The 13,482-nt window shown below is 65.2% G+C and carries 8 protein-coding genes; all 8 read left to right on the forward strand.

The window, feature by feature from the left end:
* The first annotated feature begins 88 nt into the window (after positions 1–88).
* The gene (locus tag AC6BOR_RS14935; RefSeq protein WP_498059144.1) at positions 89–2,509 is read left to right on the forward strand and encodes a glycogen/starch/alpha-glucan phosphorylase; all 2,421 of its coding nucleotides are present in this window, start codon (positions 89–91) and stop codon (positions 2,507–2,509) included.
* On the forward strand, positions 2,506–4,668 hold the full coding sequence (gene glgB, locus AC6BOR_RS14940) for a 1,4-alpha-glucan branching protein GlgB (protein WP_498059145.1): 2,163 nt from the start codon (positions 2,506–2,508) through the stop codon (positions 4,666–4,668). Before AC6BOR_RS14935 ends, glgB begins: the two co-directional genes overlap by 4 nt.
* 27 nt (positions 4,669–4,695) lie before the next feature.
* Positions 4,696–5,958, forward strand: coding sequence for a glucose-1-phosphate adenylyltransferase (glgC, locus tag AC6BOR_RS14945; RefSeq protein WP_498059146.1), 1,263 nt, complete (start codon positions 4,696–4,698; stop codon positions 5,956–5,958).
* Entirely contained in the window at positions 5,958–7,388 is a 1,431-nt protein-coding gene (gene glgA / locus AC6BOR_RS14950; RefSeq protein WP_498059147.1) for a glycogen synthase GlgA, read from the forward strand. The genes glgC and glgA overlap by 1 nt, the downstream gene beginning before the upstream one ends.
* The gene (locus AC6BOR_RS14955; protein WP_498059148.1) at positions 7,385–9,016 is read left to right on the forward strand and encodes an alpha-D-glucose phosphate-specific phosphoglucomutase; all 1,632 of its coding nucleotides are present in this window, start codon (positions 7,385–7,387) and stop codon (positions 9,014–9,016) included. The genes glgA and AC6BOR_RS14955 overlap by 4 nt, the downstream gene beginning before the upstream one ends.
* The gene (gene glgX / locus AC6BOR_RS14960; protein WP_498059149.1) at positions 9,016–10,785 is read left to right on the forward strand and encodes a glycogen debranching protein GlgX; all 1,770 of its coding nucleotides are present in this window, start codon (positions 9,016–9,018) and stop codon (positions 10,783–10,785) included. Before AC6BOR_RS14955 ends, glgX begins: the two co-directional genes overlap by 1 nt.
* A 79-nt stretch (positions 10,786–10,864) precedes the next feature.
* Positions 10,865–12,577: an alpha/beta fold hydrolase gene (locus AC6BOR_RS14965; protein WP_498059150.1), complete on the forward strand. Its 1,713-nt coding sequence runs from the start codon at positions 10,865–10,867 to the stop codon at positions 12,575–12,577.
* Positions 12,578–12,588: 11 nt separating this feature from the next.
* Positions 12,589–13,431 (forward strand): alpha/beta fold hydrolase, encoded by an 843-nt coding sequence (locus tag AC6BOR_RS14970; RefSeq protein WP_498059151.1) that lies wholly within the window; start codon positions 12,589–12,591, stop codon positions 13,429–13,431.
* Positions 13,432–13,482 lie beyond the last annotated feature (51 nt).

Below are 13,482 nucleotides of genomic sequence, written 5' to 3' on the forward strand. Positions count from 1 at the left end.
GAGACAGACGGGAAAAATGCAAGTTCGCCATGGCTTGCGGGCCGGTGCCTGTGTTAGGTGAACGTTCACATTCAGGAGACAGCGGCGCATGCCACCCACACCCGATCCCAAGGCCGAAGCGCTGGCAGCGCGCATCGCGGATGTGCTGCGCCACCGGGTGGGCAAGGATGAACGCTCGGCCAAGCGGCATGACTGGTTCACCGCGGCCGTGCTGGCGCTGCGCGATGATGTGATTGACCGCTGGATGGAAAGCACCCAGCGCACCCATGCCGCCGGCGCCAAGCGGGTCTATTATCTCAGCCTCGAATTCCTGATCGGCCGGCTGCTGCGCGATGCGATCAGCAATATGGGGATGCTGCGCGAGATGGAGCAGGCGCTGCGCCTGCACGGCATTGATCTTGGCGATCTGGGCGAGTTGGAACCGGATGCGGCGCTGGGCAATGGCGGGCTGGGCCGGCTGGCCGCCTGCTTCATGGAAAGCCTCGCCAGCCTTGATATCCCGGCCTATGGCTATGGCATCCGTTATGTGAACGGCATGTTCCGCCAGCGCATCGATGATGGCTGGCAGGTGGAGCTGCCGGAAACCTGGCTGGCGCATGGCAACCCGTGGGAGTTTGACCGGCGCGAAAGCTGCTACCGCATCGGCTATGGCGGGGAGGTGATTGCCAACGGCGATGCCGTCGAATGGCGGCCGTCGGAGCTGGTGGAGGCCTCGGCCTTTGACACGCCGGTGGTGGGCTGGCGCGGCCGCCGGGTCAACACGCTGCGGCTGTGGACGGCCCATGCCCTCGATCCCATCCGGCTCGATGCGTTCAACGCTGGCGACCATTTTGGCGCGCTGGCCGATCAGCTGCGGGCCGACAGCCTGGTGCGGGTGCTTTACCCGGCCGATTCCAGCCCGGCCGGCCAGGAATTGCGGCTGCGCCAGGAATATTTCTTCACCGCCGCAAGTCTGCAGGACATCGTGCGCCGCCACATCCAATATCACGGCGATGTGCGCAGCCTGCCCGCCAAGGTGGCGATCCAGCTGAATGACACCCACCCGGCGGTGGCCGTCGCCGAACTGATGCGGCTGCTGGTCGATGATCATGGCCTGGAGTTTGACGAGGCCTTTGCCCTCACTCAGGGCACCATCGCCTACACCAACCACACGCTGCTGCCCGAGGCGCTGGAAAGCTGGCCGCTGCCGCTGTTCGAACGGCTGCTGCCGCGTCACATGCAGATCATCTATGCCATCAACAGCCGCATCCTGCGCGATGCCCGGCGGCAGGGCATGAGCGATGCCGATGTGGCGGCGATCTCGCTGATCGATGAACATGGGGAGCGCCGGGTGCGCATGGCCAATCTGGCCTTTGCCGGCGCCCACAGTGTCAACGGCGTGGCGGCGCTGCACACCGAATTGATGAAATCCACCGTGTTCTCGGCACTGCACCGGCTCTACCCGCACAAAATCAACAACAAGACCAACGGCGTCACGCCGCGGCGATGGCTGCAGCAGTGCAACCCTGCGCTCACCGGCATCATCCGCGATGCTATCGGCGATGCCTTCCTTGATGATGCCGAAGTCTTGTCGGCCCTCAACGCACTGGCCGGCGATGCCGCGCTGGGGGAGCGGGTGGCCGAGGTGAAGCGCGCCAACAAGGTGGCGCTGGCCGCCCATCTGAAGGAGCTGACCGGCATCCGCCTCAACCCCGATGCACTGTTCGATGTGCAGATCAAGCGCATCCATGAATATAAGCGTCAGCTGCTCAACCTCGTCGAGACGGTGGCGCTCTATGACCAGATCCGCAGCCACCCTGAGCGGGACTGGGTGCCGCGCGTGAAGATCTTCGGCGGAAAGGCCGCGTCGAGCTATCACAACGCCAAGCTGATCATCAAACTGGCGGGCGACATCGCCCGGCGCATCAACAGCGATCCCTCGGTGGGCGGGCTGCTCAAGGTCGTCTTCGTGCCCAACTACAATGTGTCGCTGGCCGAACGGATCATTCCGGCGGCCGATCTTTCGGAGCAGATTTCCACCGCCGGCATGGAAGCATCGGGCACCGGCAACATGAAGTTTGCCCTCAACGGCGCGCTCACCATCGGCACCCTTGATGGCGCCAATGTCGAGATCAAGGACCGGGTGGGGGACGCGCATATCGTCATCTTCGGCCTCACCGCCGACGAGGTCGCCCAGCGCCGCGCCGAAGGCTACAACCCGCGCGCCATCATCGAAGGCTCACGCGAGCTGCACCAGGCGGTGGAGGCAATTGCCAGCGGCGTGTTCTCGCCCGACGATCCCGGGCGCTATCGCGGCCTGATGGACGGGCTGTACGGGCATGACTGGTTCATGGTCGCCGCCGATTTCGACAGCTATGCCGCTGCCCAGCGTGCCGTTGATGCCCGCTGGCACAATCCGGCCGGCTGGCGCCGCAGCGCCATCCACAATATCGCCAATGTCGGCTGGTTCTCGTCTGATCGCACCATCGGCGAATATGCCCGCGATATCTGGCAGGTCACGCCAACGTGAAGCCGCCAGCCGCCGCCATCACCGCCTTGCTGGACGGCACCCACGCCGATCCGTTCGCCCTGTTGGGCGTCCACGCCGGGCCCGGCGGCAGCTTTGCCCGCGCCATCCTGCCGGGGGCCGAAACGGCGCAGGCGCACAGCCTGGCGGGGGCGGCGCTGGGGGCGCTGGCACGTGTTGATGATCGCGGCCTGTTCGAAGGGCCGATTGCCGGCCCGCCGCAGCCGCTGCGCTATCACTGCCAGGGGGGCGGGCACGAATGGTGGGTGGCCGATCCCTACAGCTTCGGCCCGGTGCTGGGGCCGATGGACGATTATCTGATCGGCGAGGGCACGCACTTGCGCCTGTTCGACAAGCTGGGTGCGCATCTGATCCACCACGAGGGCGCCGATGGCGTGCATTTCGCGGTGTGGGCGCCCAACGCCCGCTTCGTCAGCGTGGTCGGCGATTTCAACGGCTGGGACCATCGCCGCCACCTGATGCGCCGCCGGCTCGACACCGGGGTGTGGGAAATCTTTGTGCCCGACATCGGTGCAGGCCAGGCCTATAAATTCCGGATTGTCGGCGCCGATGGCAGCGTGCAGCCGCTGAAGGCCGATCCCTATGCCGTGGCCGCCGAACTGCGGCCGGCCACCGCCTCCATCACCGCGCGGCCCGCCAAGCCCGATTGGGGCGATGCCGAACACCGGGCGCATTGGGCCAGTGTTGATCCGCGCCGGGTGCCGATGGCGATCTATGAAGTCCATCCCGGTTCATGGCGGCGCGATGGTGACGGCTGGTTCCAGACCTGGGATGCCATGGCCGAAAGCCTGATCCCCTATGCGGTGGAGATGGGCTTTACCCATATCGAATTCCTGCCGGTGTCCGAACATCCCTATGATCCCAGCTGGGGCTATCAGACGACCGGCCTTTATGCCCCTTCGGCCCGCTTTGGCGATCCGGCCGGCTTTGCCCGCTTTGTCGATGGCGCCCACCGTGCCGGCATCAGCGTGCTGATCGATTGGGTGCCGGCGCATTTCCCCACTGATGCCCATGGCCTGGCCCGTTTTGACGGCACCGCGCTCTATGAACATGAAGACCCGCGGCTGGGCTTCCACCCCGATTGGAACACCGCCATTTATAATTTCGGCCGGCGCGAGGTGTTGGCGTTCCTCGTCAACAACGCCTTGTTCTGGGCCGAGAAATATCATGTTGATGGCCTGCGCGTCGATGCCGTCGCCTCGATGCTCTACCGCGATTACAGCCGCAAGGCCGGCGAATGGATCCCCAACAAGGACGGCGGCCGCGAGAATTGGGAGGCGGTGGAATTCCTGCGCGCCATGAACAAGGCGCTCTATGCCAGCCACGCCGGCATCGTGACGATTGCCGAGGAATCAACCAGCTGGCCCGGCGTCTCGAGGCCGGCACACGAAGGCGGGCTCGGTTTTGGCTTCAAATGGAACATGGGCTTCATGCACGACACGCTCAAATATATGGCGCGTGATCCGGTGCACCGTCGCTATCACCACGACGAGATCACCTTTGGCTTGATGTATGCCTTTGCCGAAAATTTCGTGCTGCCGTTGAGCCATGACGAGGTGGTGCACGGCAAGGGCTCGCTGCTCACCAAGATGGCCGGCGATGATTGGCAGAAATTCGCCAACCTCAGGGCCTATTATGGCCTGATGTGGGGCTATCCCGGCAAGAAGCTGTTGTTCATGGGCCAGGAATTCGCCCAGCGCCGCGAATGGAGCGAGGCGCGCGCGCTGGATTGGGAACTGCTGGATGCGCCGGCTCATGCCGGTGTGCAGCGGCTGGTCCGCGATCTCAATCATCTCTATCGCGACACGCCGGCCCTGCACGCCCGCGATTGCGAGGCCGAAGGCTTTGAATGGCTGGTGGTGGATGATGCCCAGGCCAGTGTCTTTGCTTGGGCCCGCAAGGCCCCCGGCGCGCCGCCCGTTGCGGTGGTGAGCAACATGACACCCACGCGCCACGGCCATTATCGTCTGCCGCTGCCGCATGATGGTGTGTGGCGCGAAGTGCTGAATAGCGATGCCAGCCTCTATGGCGGCAGTGGCGACGGCAATCTGGGCGCGATCCAGGCCCGCGATGGCGCGGCATTTGTGGTGTTGCCACCATTGTCCACAATGATGTTCATTTTCGAAGGGAACGGGCCATAAGGGCCATGCTTGGGGAGGCATGAGGGGATGACAGTGAAACGACAGGCGCCACTGGCGCGCGATGCCATGGCCTATGTGCTGGCCGGCGGGCGGGGCAGCCGGCTGATGGAGCTGACCGACCGCCGCGCCAAGCCCGCGGTCTATTTCGGCGGCAAGACACGCATCATCGATTTCGCGCTGTCAAACGCGCTGAACAGCGGCATCCGCCGCATCGGCGTTGCCACCCAGTACAAGGCGCACTCGCTGATCCGCCACCTGCAGATGGGCTGGAACTTCCTGCGTCCGGAACGCAACGAAAGCTTTGATATCCTGCCCGCATCGCAGCGCGTGTCGGAAACCCAATGGTATGAAGGCACCGCCGACGCGGTCTATCAGAATATCGACATCATCGAAGGCCACCGCCCGGAATATCTCGTCATCCTGGCCGGCGATCATATCTACAAGATGGATTACGAGCTGATGTTGCAGCAGCACGTGAACCAGGGCGCGGATGTGACCGTGGGCTGCATGGAGGTGCCGCGGGCCGAGGCCAGCGGCTTTGGCGTGATGGCGGTGGATGGGCAGGACCGCATCATCGAATTCGTCGAAAAGCCCGCCGATCCGCCTGCCATGCCCGGCAAACCTGATGTGTCGCTGGCCTCAATGGGCATTTACGTGTTTTCCACGCGCTTTCTGTTCGAACAATTGCGCCGCGATGCCGCCGATCCGGCCAGCAGCCGCGATTTCGGCAAGGACATCATCCCCTATCTGGTCAAGCACGGCAAAGCCGTGGCCCACCGCTTTTCGGAAAGCTGCGTGCGCGGCAAGGATGAAGGCGGCGTCTATTGGCGCGATGTCGGCACGGTCGACGCCTATTGGGAAGCCAATGTCGATCTCACCCAGATCATCCCGCAGCTTGACCTTTATGACCGTGACTGGCCGATCTGGTCCCACGCCGAAATGCTGCCGCCGGCCAAGTTCGTGCACGACGAAGTGGGCCGGCGCGGCGAGGCGGTGTCGAGCCTGGTGTCGGGCAACTGCATCATTTCCGGCGCCCACGTGAACCACAGCCTGTTGTTCACCAGCGTGCTCGCCCGGTCGTGGTCGCGCGTCGAGGAATCGGTGATCCTGCCCTGGTGCGACATTGGTCGCGGCGCCCGCCTGAAGAAAGTGGTGCTCGATCGCGGCGTCAAGATCCCGCCCGGCCTGGTGGTGGGCGAAGACCCAATCCTTGACGCCAAGCGCTTCCGCCGGACCGAAAAGGGCGTCTGCCTGATCACCCAGCCGATGATCGACAAGCTCGACCTGTGATGCGGGTCCTGTCGGTCGCGTCCGAGGCGGTGCCGCTGGTGAAAACCGGCGGGCTCGCCGATGTGGCCGGCGCGCTGCCGGCCGCGCTGGCCCCGCACGGGGTGGCGATGACGACGCTGCTGCCCGGCTATCCCGCCGTGCTGAAGGCGGTGGGGAAGGGCAAGCCCGTCCACAGCTGGCCCGATCTCCTGGGTCACAAGGCGCGCGTGCTCGCCGCCAGTCTCGGCGGCCAGCCGCTGCTGGTGCTCGACATCCCGGCGCTGTTTGACCGGGCCGGCGGCCCTTATGGCGATGCCAACGGCCAGGATTGGCCCGACAATTGGCAGCGCTTTGCCGCGCTTGGCCGGGCGGCGGCGGATCTGGCGGTGGGGCAGGGCTTTGATTTGCTCCACGCCCATGATTGGCAGGCCGGCCTGGCGCCCGCCTATCTGCGCTTCCTGCATGCCGGCAAGGCGCCACCATCGGTGATGACCATCCACAACATGGCGTTTCAGGGCCATTATGGGCGGGAGATTTTCCCCAAACTGGGCCTGCCCGATGCCGCCTGGTCGATCACTGGCGTCGAATATCATGGCGGCGTCGGCTATCTGAAGGCGGGGATGGAGGCGGCAAGCCTCATCACCACCGTCAGCCCCACCTATGCCCGCGAGATCCGCTTGCCCGAATTCGGCATGGGTCTGGAAGGCCTGATCGCCAGCCGGGGCACGCAGGTGCGCGGCATCGTCAACGGCATTGATCCGGCCGAATGGAACCCGGCCACGGATGCCCATGCCCCGGCCCGCTACAGCGCCGCCAGCCTCGCCCGCCGCCGCACCAACAAGCGCGCGCTCGAAGCCGAATTTGGCCTGGAGCCGGGCGACAGCCCGTTGTTCATCATCGTCAGCCGCCTGACCTGGCAAAAGGGCATGGACGTGATGGTGGAGGTGCTTGACCATCTCGTCGGCAGCGGCGGCCGGCTGGCGCTGCTGGGCAGCGGCGATGCCGGGCTGGTTGCTGGCTTTTCCGCCGCCGCCGCCCGCCATCCCGGCCGCATCGGCCTCAAGATCGGCTATGACGAGGCGCTGTCGCACCGCATGCAGTCGGGTGGGGATGCGATCCTGGTGCCCAGCCGCTTCGAACCCTGCGGCCTCACCCAGCTTTATGGCCTCACCTATGGCTGCGTGCCGGTGGTGGCGCGCACCGGCGGCCTCGCAGACACGGTGATTGATGCCAATCTTGCCGCGCTCGGCGCTGGGGCGGCGACCGGCATCGTCTTCACCGCTGTCACGCCCGCGTCACTCGCCGATGCCATCACCCGCACCATCGGGCTTTACCGGCAGCCGGCGCTGTGGAAAAGCCTGCAACGCGCCGGCATGAAGGCGGATTTCAGCTGGGCGGCCAGCGGCGCCGCTTATGCCAAAACATATCAAGAACTTGTGAGACCGGCATGACCATCATCACCCACGCCACCACGCCGTTTGACGGGCAGAAGCCCGGCACCTCGGGCCTGCGCAAGAAGGTGCGGGTGTTTGCGCAAGCCGGCTATGCCGAGAATTTCATCCAGTCGGTGTTCGATGTCGTGGAGCGCGGGGCTGGCGCGACGCTGGTCATCGGCGGCGATGGCCGTTTCCACAACCGCGTGGTGATCGCCCGGGCCATCCGCATGGCGGCGGCCAATGGCTATGCCCGCGTGCTGGTGGGGCAGGGCGGCATCCTCTCCACCCCGGCGGCCAGCCATGTCATCCGCAAATATGGCGCCAGCGGCGGCCTGATCCTGTCGGCCAGCCACAACCCGGCCGGGCCGGACGAGGATTTCGGCATCAAATACAATATCGGCAATGGCGGCCCGGCGCCCGAAGCCGTGACCGACGCTATCTTCGCCCGCACCAAGGTCATCGACCGCTGGCTGGAAGAGGATGCCGGCAGCTTTGATCTCGATGCCATCGGCACCAGCATGGTCGGCGGGATGACGGTGCAGGTGATTGATCCGGTCGCCGATTATGCCGATCTGATGGAAAGCCTGTTCGATTTTCCTGCCATCCGCGCCGCGGTGGCCGGCGGCTTCCGCATGATCTTCGATGCGATGAGCGCGGTGACCGGGCCCTATGCCAGCGAAATCCTTGAGCGGCGGCTGGGCTTTCCGTCCGGCACGGTGCGGAACGGCACCCCGCTGGAGGATTTTGGCGGCCACCACCCCGATCCCAACCTGGTCCATGCCCGCGAGCTCTATTATGCGATGATGGCCGACGATGCGCCGGATTTCGGCGCGGCCTCCGATGGTGATGGCGATCGCAACCTGATCATCGGGCGCGGCCGTTTCATCACCCCGTCGGACTCGCTCGCCATGCTTGCCGCCAACGCCCATCTCGCCCCGGCCTATGCCAGCGGCCTGAAGGGCATTGCCCGCTCGATGCCCACCAGCGCCGCGGCAGACAGGGTGGCAGAAGCGCTGGGCATCCCCAGCTTTGAAACGCCCACCGGCTGGAAATTCTTCGGCAATCTGCTCGACGCCGGGATGGCCACCATCTGCGGCGAGGAAAGCGCCGGCACCGGTTCCGACCATGTCCGCGAGAAGGATGGGCTGTGGGCCGTGCTGCTTTGGCTCAACATCCTCGCCGTGCGCGGCATCAGCGTCGATGCGCTGGCCCGCGAACATTGGGCCCGCTTTGGCCGCAACTATTATGCCCGCCATGATTATGAGGCGGTGGACAGCGCCGCTGCCAACGCCCTGATGGCCGAGCTTAGCGCTGCGCTGCCCGGCCTGCCGGGCCGCACGTTTGGCTCCCTTATCGTGGCTGCGGCCGACAGTTTCACCTATGCCGATCCGGTCGATGGCTCGGTCAGCGCCAACCAGGGCGTGCGCATCCTGTTCGAGGGCGGCGCGCGCGTGGTGTTCCGCCTGTCGGGCACCGGCACCGAAGGGGCGACGCTGCGCGTCTATCTCGAACGTTATGAGCCGGCCGCTGGCGCCATCGCTGCCGAAACCCCGGCCATGCTCGCCGATCTGATCCTGGCGGCCGACCAGATTGCCGGCATCGGCCGCCACACCGGCCGCACCCGCCCGGATGTGGTGACCTGATGCCGCCCCATGGCGCCACGGTCAGCGGTGGCGCCACCCATTTCCGTGTGCGCAGCCCGCGCGCCACAGCGCTGTGGCTGTGCCTGGGCGATGCCCGCATTGCCATGCAGCGCGATGGCGATGATTGGCTGGCCAGCGTGGCCGGCGACCTGGCGGGCCAGGCCTATGGCTATCGCGCCGACGGCCAATGGCAGCCGGAAGCCGGCCTGTGGTTCGATCCCGCCAAGCTGCTCGTCGATCCTTATGCCATCGAACTGGATCGCCGCCTCGTCCAGCATCCTGATCTGGCCCGCTATGGTGCCGACACCGCCGCCATCGTGCCGCGCGCGCTGGTGCCCGGCCCTTTGCCGGTCGTGCCCCACGCGCCGCCGCACTTCACGCCCGGCGACCTCATCTATGAAATCAACGTGCGCGGCTTTTCCATGCTGCACCCTGATGTGCCGGCAGCACAGCGCGGCACGGTGGCGGCGCTGGCCCACCCGGCGGTGATTGCGCATTTGCAAAAGATCGGCGTTGGCGCCGTGGAGCTGATGCCCATCACCGCCTGGATTGACGAGCGCCACCTGCCGCCCCTGGGGCTGCGCAACGCCTGGGGCTACAACCCGGTCGCCATAATGGCGCTCGATCCCGGCCTCTGCCCCGGCGGCGTGGCCGAACTGCGCAACACGGTGGCGGCGCTGCACGCGGCCGGCATCGGCGTCATCCTTGATCTGGTGTTCAACCACACGGGCGAAAGCGATGTGCACGGCGGCGTGCTTTCCTTGCGCGGGCTCGACAATGATGCCTATGCCCACGCCCCCGATGGCCGCCTGATCAACGATAGCGGCTGCGGCAACACGCTGGATTTTGCGAACCCAGCCGTGCGCGCGCTCACCCTTGATGCCCTGCGCCACTTCGTGCGCCATTGCGGGGTTGATGGCTTCCGCTTCGATCTCGCCCCAGTGCTGGCGCGCGGGCCGGGCTTTGCCGCCGATGCGCCGATCTTTGCCGAAATCGCCGGCGATCCTTGCCTCAATGACCGGGTGCTGATCGCCGAACCCTGGGATATCGGCCCCGGCGGCTATCAACTCGGCCGGTTTCCGCCGGGCTGGCTGGAATGGAACGACCGTTTCCGCGACGATGTCCGCCGCTTCTGGCGCGGGGACGTCACATTGGGGCAACTGGCCACGCGGCTCGCCGGTTCGTCCGACATTTTCGGCCCCACCTGCCGCAGCGTCAATTTCCTTGCCGCCCATGATGGCTTCACCCTGGCCGACACGGTTGCCTATGCCGGCCGCCACAACCACGCCAATGGCGAGGACAATCGCGACGGCCATCACGAGAACTGGTCATGGAACCACGGCGTCGAAGGGCCCAGCGCTGATCCCACCATCATCGCCGCCCGCGCCGCCGATCTGCGCGCCCTGCTGGCAACGCTGTTCGCGTCGACGGGCTCGATAATGCTCACCGCCGGCGACGAGTTCGGCCGCAGCCAGCGCGGCAACAACAACGCCTATGCCCAGGACAATGACCTGACCTGGATCGATTGGGCCGGCCGCGACCGCGCGCTGGAGGATCATGTCGCCCGCCTCGCCGCCGCCCGCGCCGCCCGCCGCGCCTTTGCCAACCGTTTCCCCGAACCCGGCCAATGGCGCCGCCCCGATGGCGCGCCGATGACCGTCGCCGATTGGGAAGCGGCCGATGGCGACGCGCTGAGCTACACCCCCGAAGACGCCGCCGCCGGCACCCTCCACATCGCCCGCCACCAGCGGCATTTGGGCTGGCGTTGACCGGCTGCGCAAAACCGGACAAGAGTTTGCGCTTCACGGCCCGTTTGGGAGAGCGGGCAGGGTTTTCGGGGGATGGCAGATGGCGAAGAAGCCGGCAGGCAAGAAGGGCGTTGATCTGGGTGGTGCCGATGATCTGGGCGTGAAGGCCGGGGCCGGCCTCAACCCCATCGTGGGCATCGCACGCGAGGATATCCTGGGCGCCGTCACCATGATGCTGCGCGAAACCGCCGGCAATCCCGCCAACAGTTTCAAGCATATGAAGGCCTTTGCCGGCGATGTGGCCAACATCGTTTCCCTGAAGTCCGACATTGCGCCCGACCCCAAGGACAAGCGCTTTGCCGATCCGGCCTGGAACGCCAACCCGCTGTTCCGCATGAGCATGCAATATTATCTGGCCAGCCAGAAGCATGTGAAGAATTGGGTCGCCGAAATGCAGGTGGACGAGCTGGAGCGCAGCCGCGCCAATTTCGTCTCGGCGATGATCATGGACTCGCTGGCGCCGTCCAACACGCTGGCCGGCAACCCCTCGGCCATCAAGAAGGCGATCGAAACCGGCGGCCAGTCGCTGATCAAGGGCCTGAAGAACGCCTATGACGATATCGTCCACAATGATGGCATCGTCAGCCAGGTGGACAAGAAGCCGTTCAAGATCGGCGAGAATATCGCCATCCAGCCCGGCGCCGTGATCCACCGGACGGAGATGATGGAGCTGATCCAGTATCAGCCGACCACCGAAAAGGTGCACGAGATCCCGCTGCTGGTGATCCCGCCGCAGATCAACAAGGCCTATCTGAACGACCTAACGCCGGACAAGAGCATGATCCGGTTCCAGCTCTCCCAGGGTCTGCAGCCCTTCCTGATCAGCTGGCGCAACCCCACGATCGAGCACAAAGCCTGGGGCCTGAATGATTATGTGAACGAGATCATCGCCGCCATCGATGTGGTGTGCGCCATCACCGGCAGCGACAAGGTCAATCTGTCCGGCGGCTGTTCGGGCGGCATCACCATGTCCACCCTGCTGTCAAAGCTCAAGGCAATGGGCGATGACCGGGTGAATTCGGCCACGCTGATGGTGTGCGTGCTGCATCCCAAGCGCGACGACAGCGAGGTGGGCGCGCTGGTGTCGGACCACGGCATCAAGCTGGCGCGCGAACGCTCGGCCAAGAAGGGCATATTGGAAGGCACTTCGCTCAGCCGCATGTTCGCCTGGCTCCGGCCCAATGATCTGGTCTGGAACTATGTCGTGAACAATTATCTGCACGGCGAAGACCCGCCGGCCTTCGACATCCTGTTCTGGAACAACGACAGCACCAATCTCACCGCGGCGCTGCATTCCGATTATCTGCGGATTTACGAGGAACAGCCGTTCGTCAACCACGGCCAGTCCAACCTTGCCGATCACCAGCTTGATGTCAGCAAGGTCGATTGCGACCTGTTCATGCTGGCCGGTGTCACCGATCATATCACGCCGTGGAAGGCCTGTTACCGCTCCACCCAGTTGTTCGGATCGAAGAACATCGATTTCGTGCTCTCCCACTCCGGCCATATCCAGGCGATCGTCAATCCGCCCGGCAACCCCAAGGCCAAATATTATCGCAGCCCCGGCAAGGCGCCGCCGGCCACGCCGGAACAATGGCTGAAGCAGGCCGAGGAATTTGCCGGCAGCTGGTGGCCGATGTGGGCCGGCTGGCTGAAGGAGCGTTCGGGCGCTGAAAAGCCGGCGCCGGCCGAACTGGGCAATCCGGCCCATCCGCCCGGCGCCAAGGCCCCCGGCACCTATGTGTTCGACTGAAAGGTGAAAGCATGACTGCCAACCACCAACCGGAATTTGAACTGAAACAGGTGGATGGCCGCACATTGCGGGTGGCGCGCTGGCGACCGAAGGGGAAAGCGCGGCACCGCCCGCTGCTGTTCTTCAACGGCATCGGCGCCAATATCGAGATCATGTCGCCGCTGCCCGAACGGCTGGACGACCGCGAGGTCATCACCTTCGACATGCCGGGCGTGGGCGGTTCGCCCGATCCGGTGCTGCCCTATCGCCCGTGGATGATCGCCCGCATCGCCGAGCGCATCATCACCGATTATGGCCACACCCAAGTCGATGTGATGGGCGTGAGCTGGGGCGGCGGCATGGCCCAGCAATTTGCCCTGCAATATGGTAATCGCACCGGCCAGCTGATCCTGGCCGCCACCTCGGCCGGCATGCTGATGGTGCCGGGCAAGCTGGCAGCGCTGTCGAAAATGGCCGATCCGCGCCGCTATATCGACCCCGATTACATGCTGAAGAATTTCCAGACGCTCTATGGCGGGGCCGAAGGCGGCGCCAGCGACGGTGCGAAGGGCCACGCCAGCCGCATCAAGCCGCCCAGCATGATGGGCTATTTCAACCAGCTGTTTGCCATGGCCGGCTGGACGAGCGCGCCCTTCCTGCCGTTCCTTGCCACGCCGACACTGATCATCATGGGCGATGATGATCAGATCGTGCCGCTGGCCAACGGCCATATCCTGAAAACCCTGATCCCCAACGCCGAACTGGCGGTGATCAAGGGCGGCGGCCATCTGTTCCTGGTCCACCAGGCCGATGAGACGATGGCACTGATCCGCGATTTCCTGGGCGGGGCCAAGCCGCTGCGCGCCGTGGCCTAGGTCCAGTCGTTCATTGGTTTGATCCCAAACTCGCTCATGCCGAGCTTGTCG

Source organism: Sandarakinorhabdus sp. FBCC-B8862 (assembly GCF_059745315.1).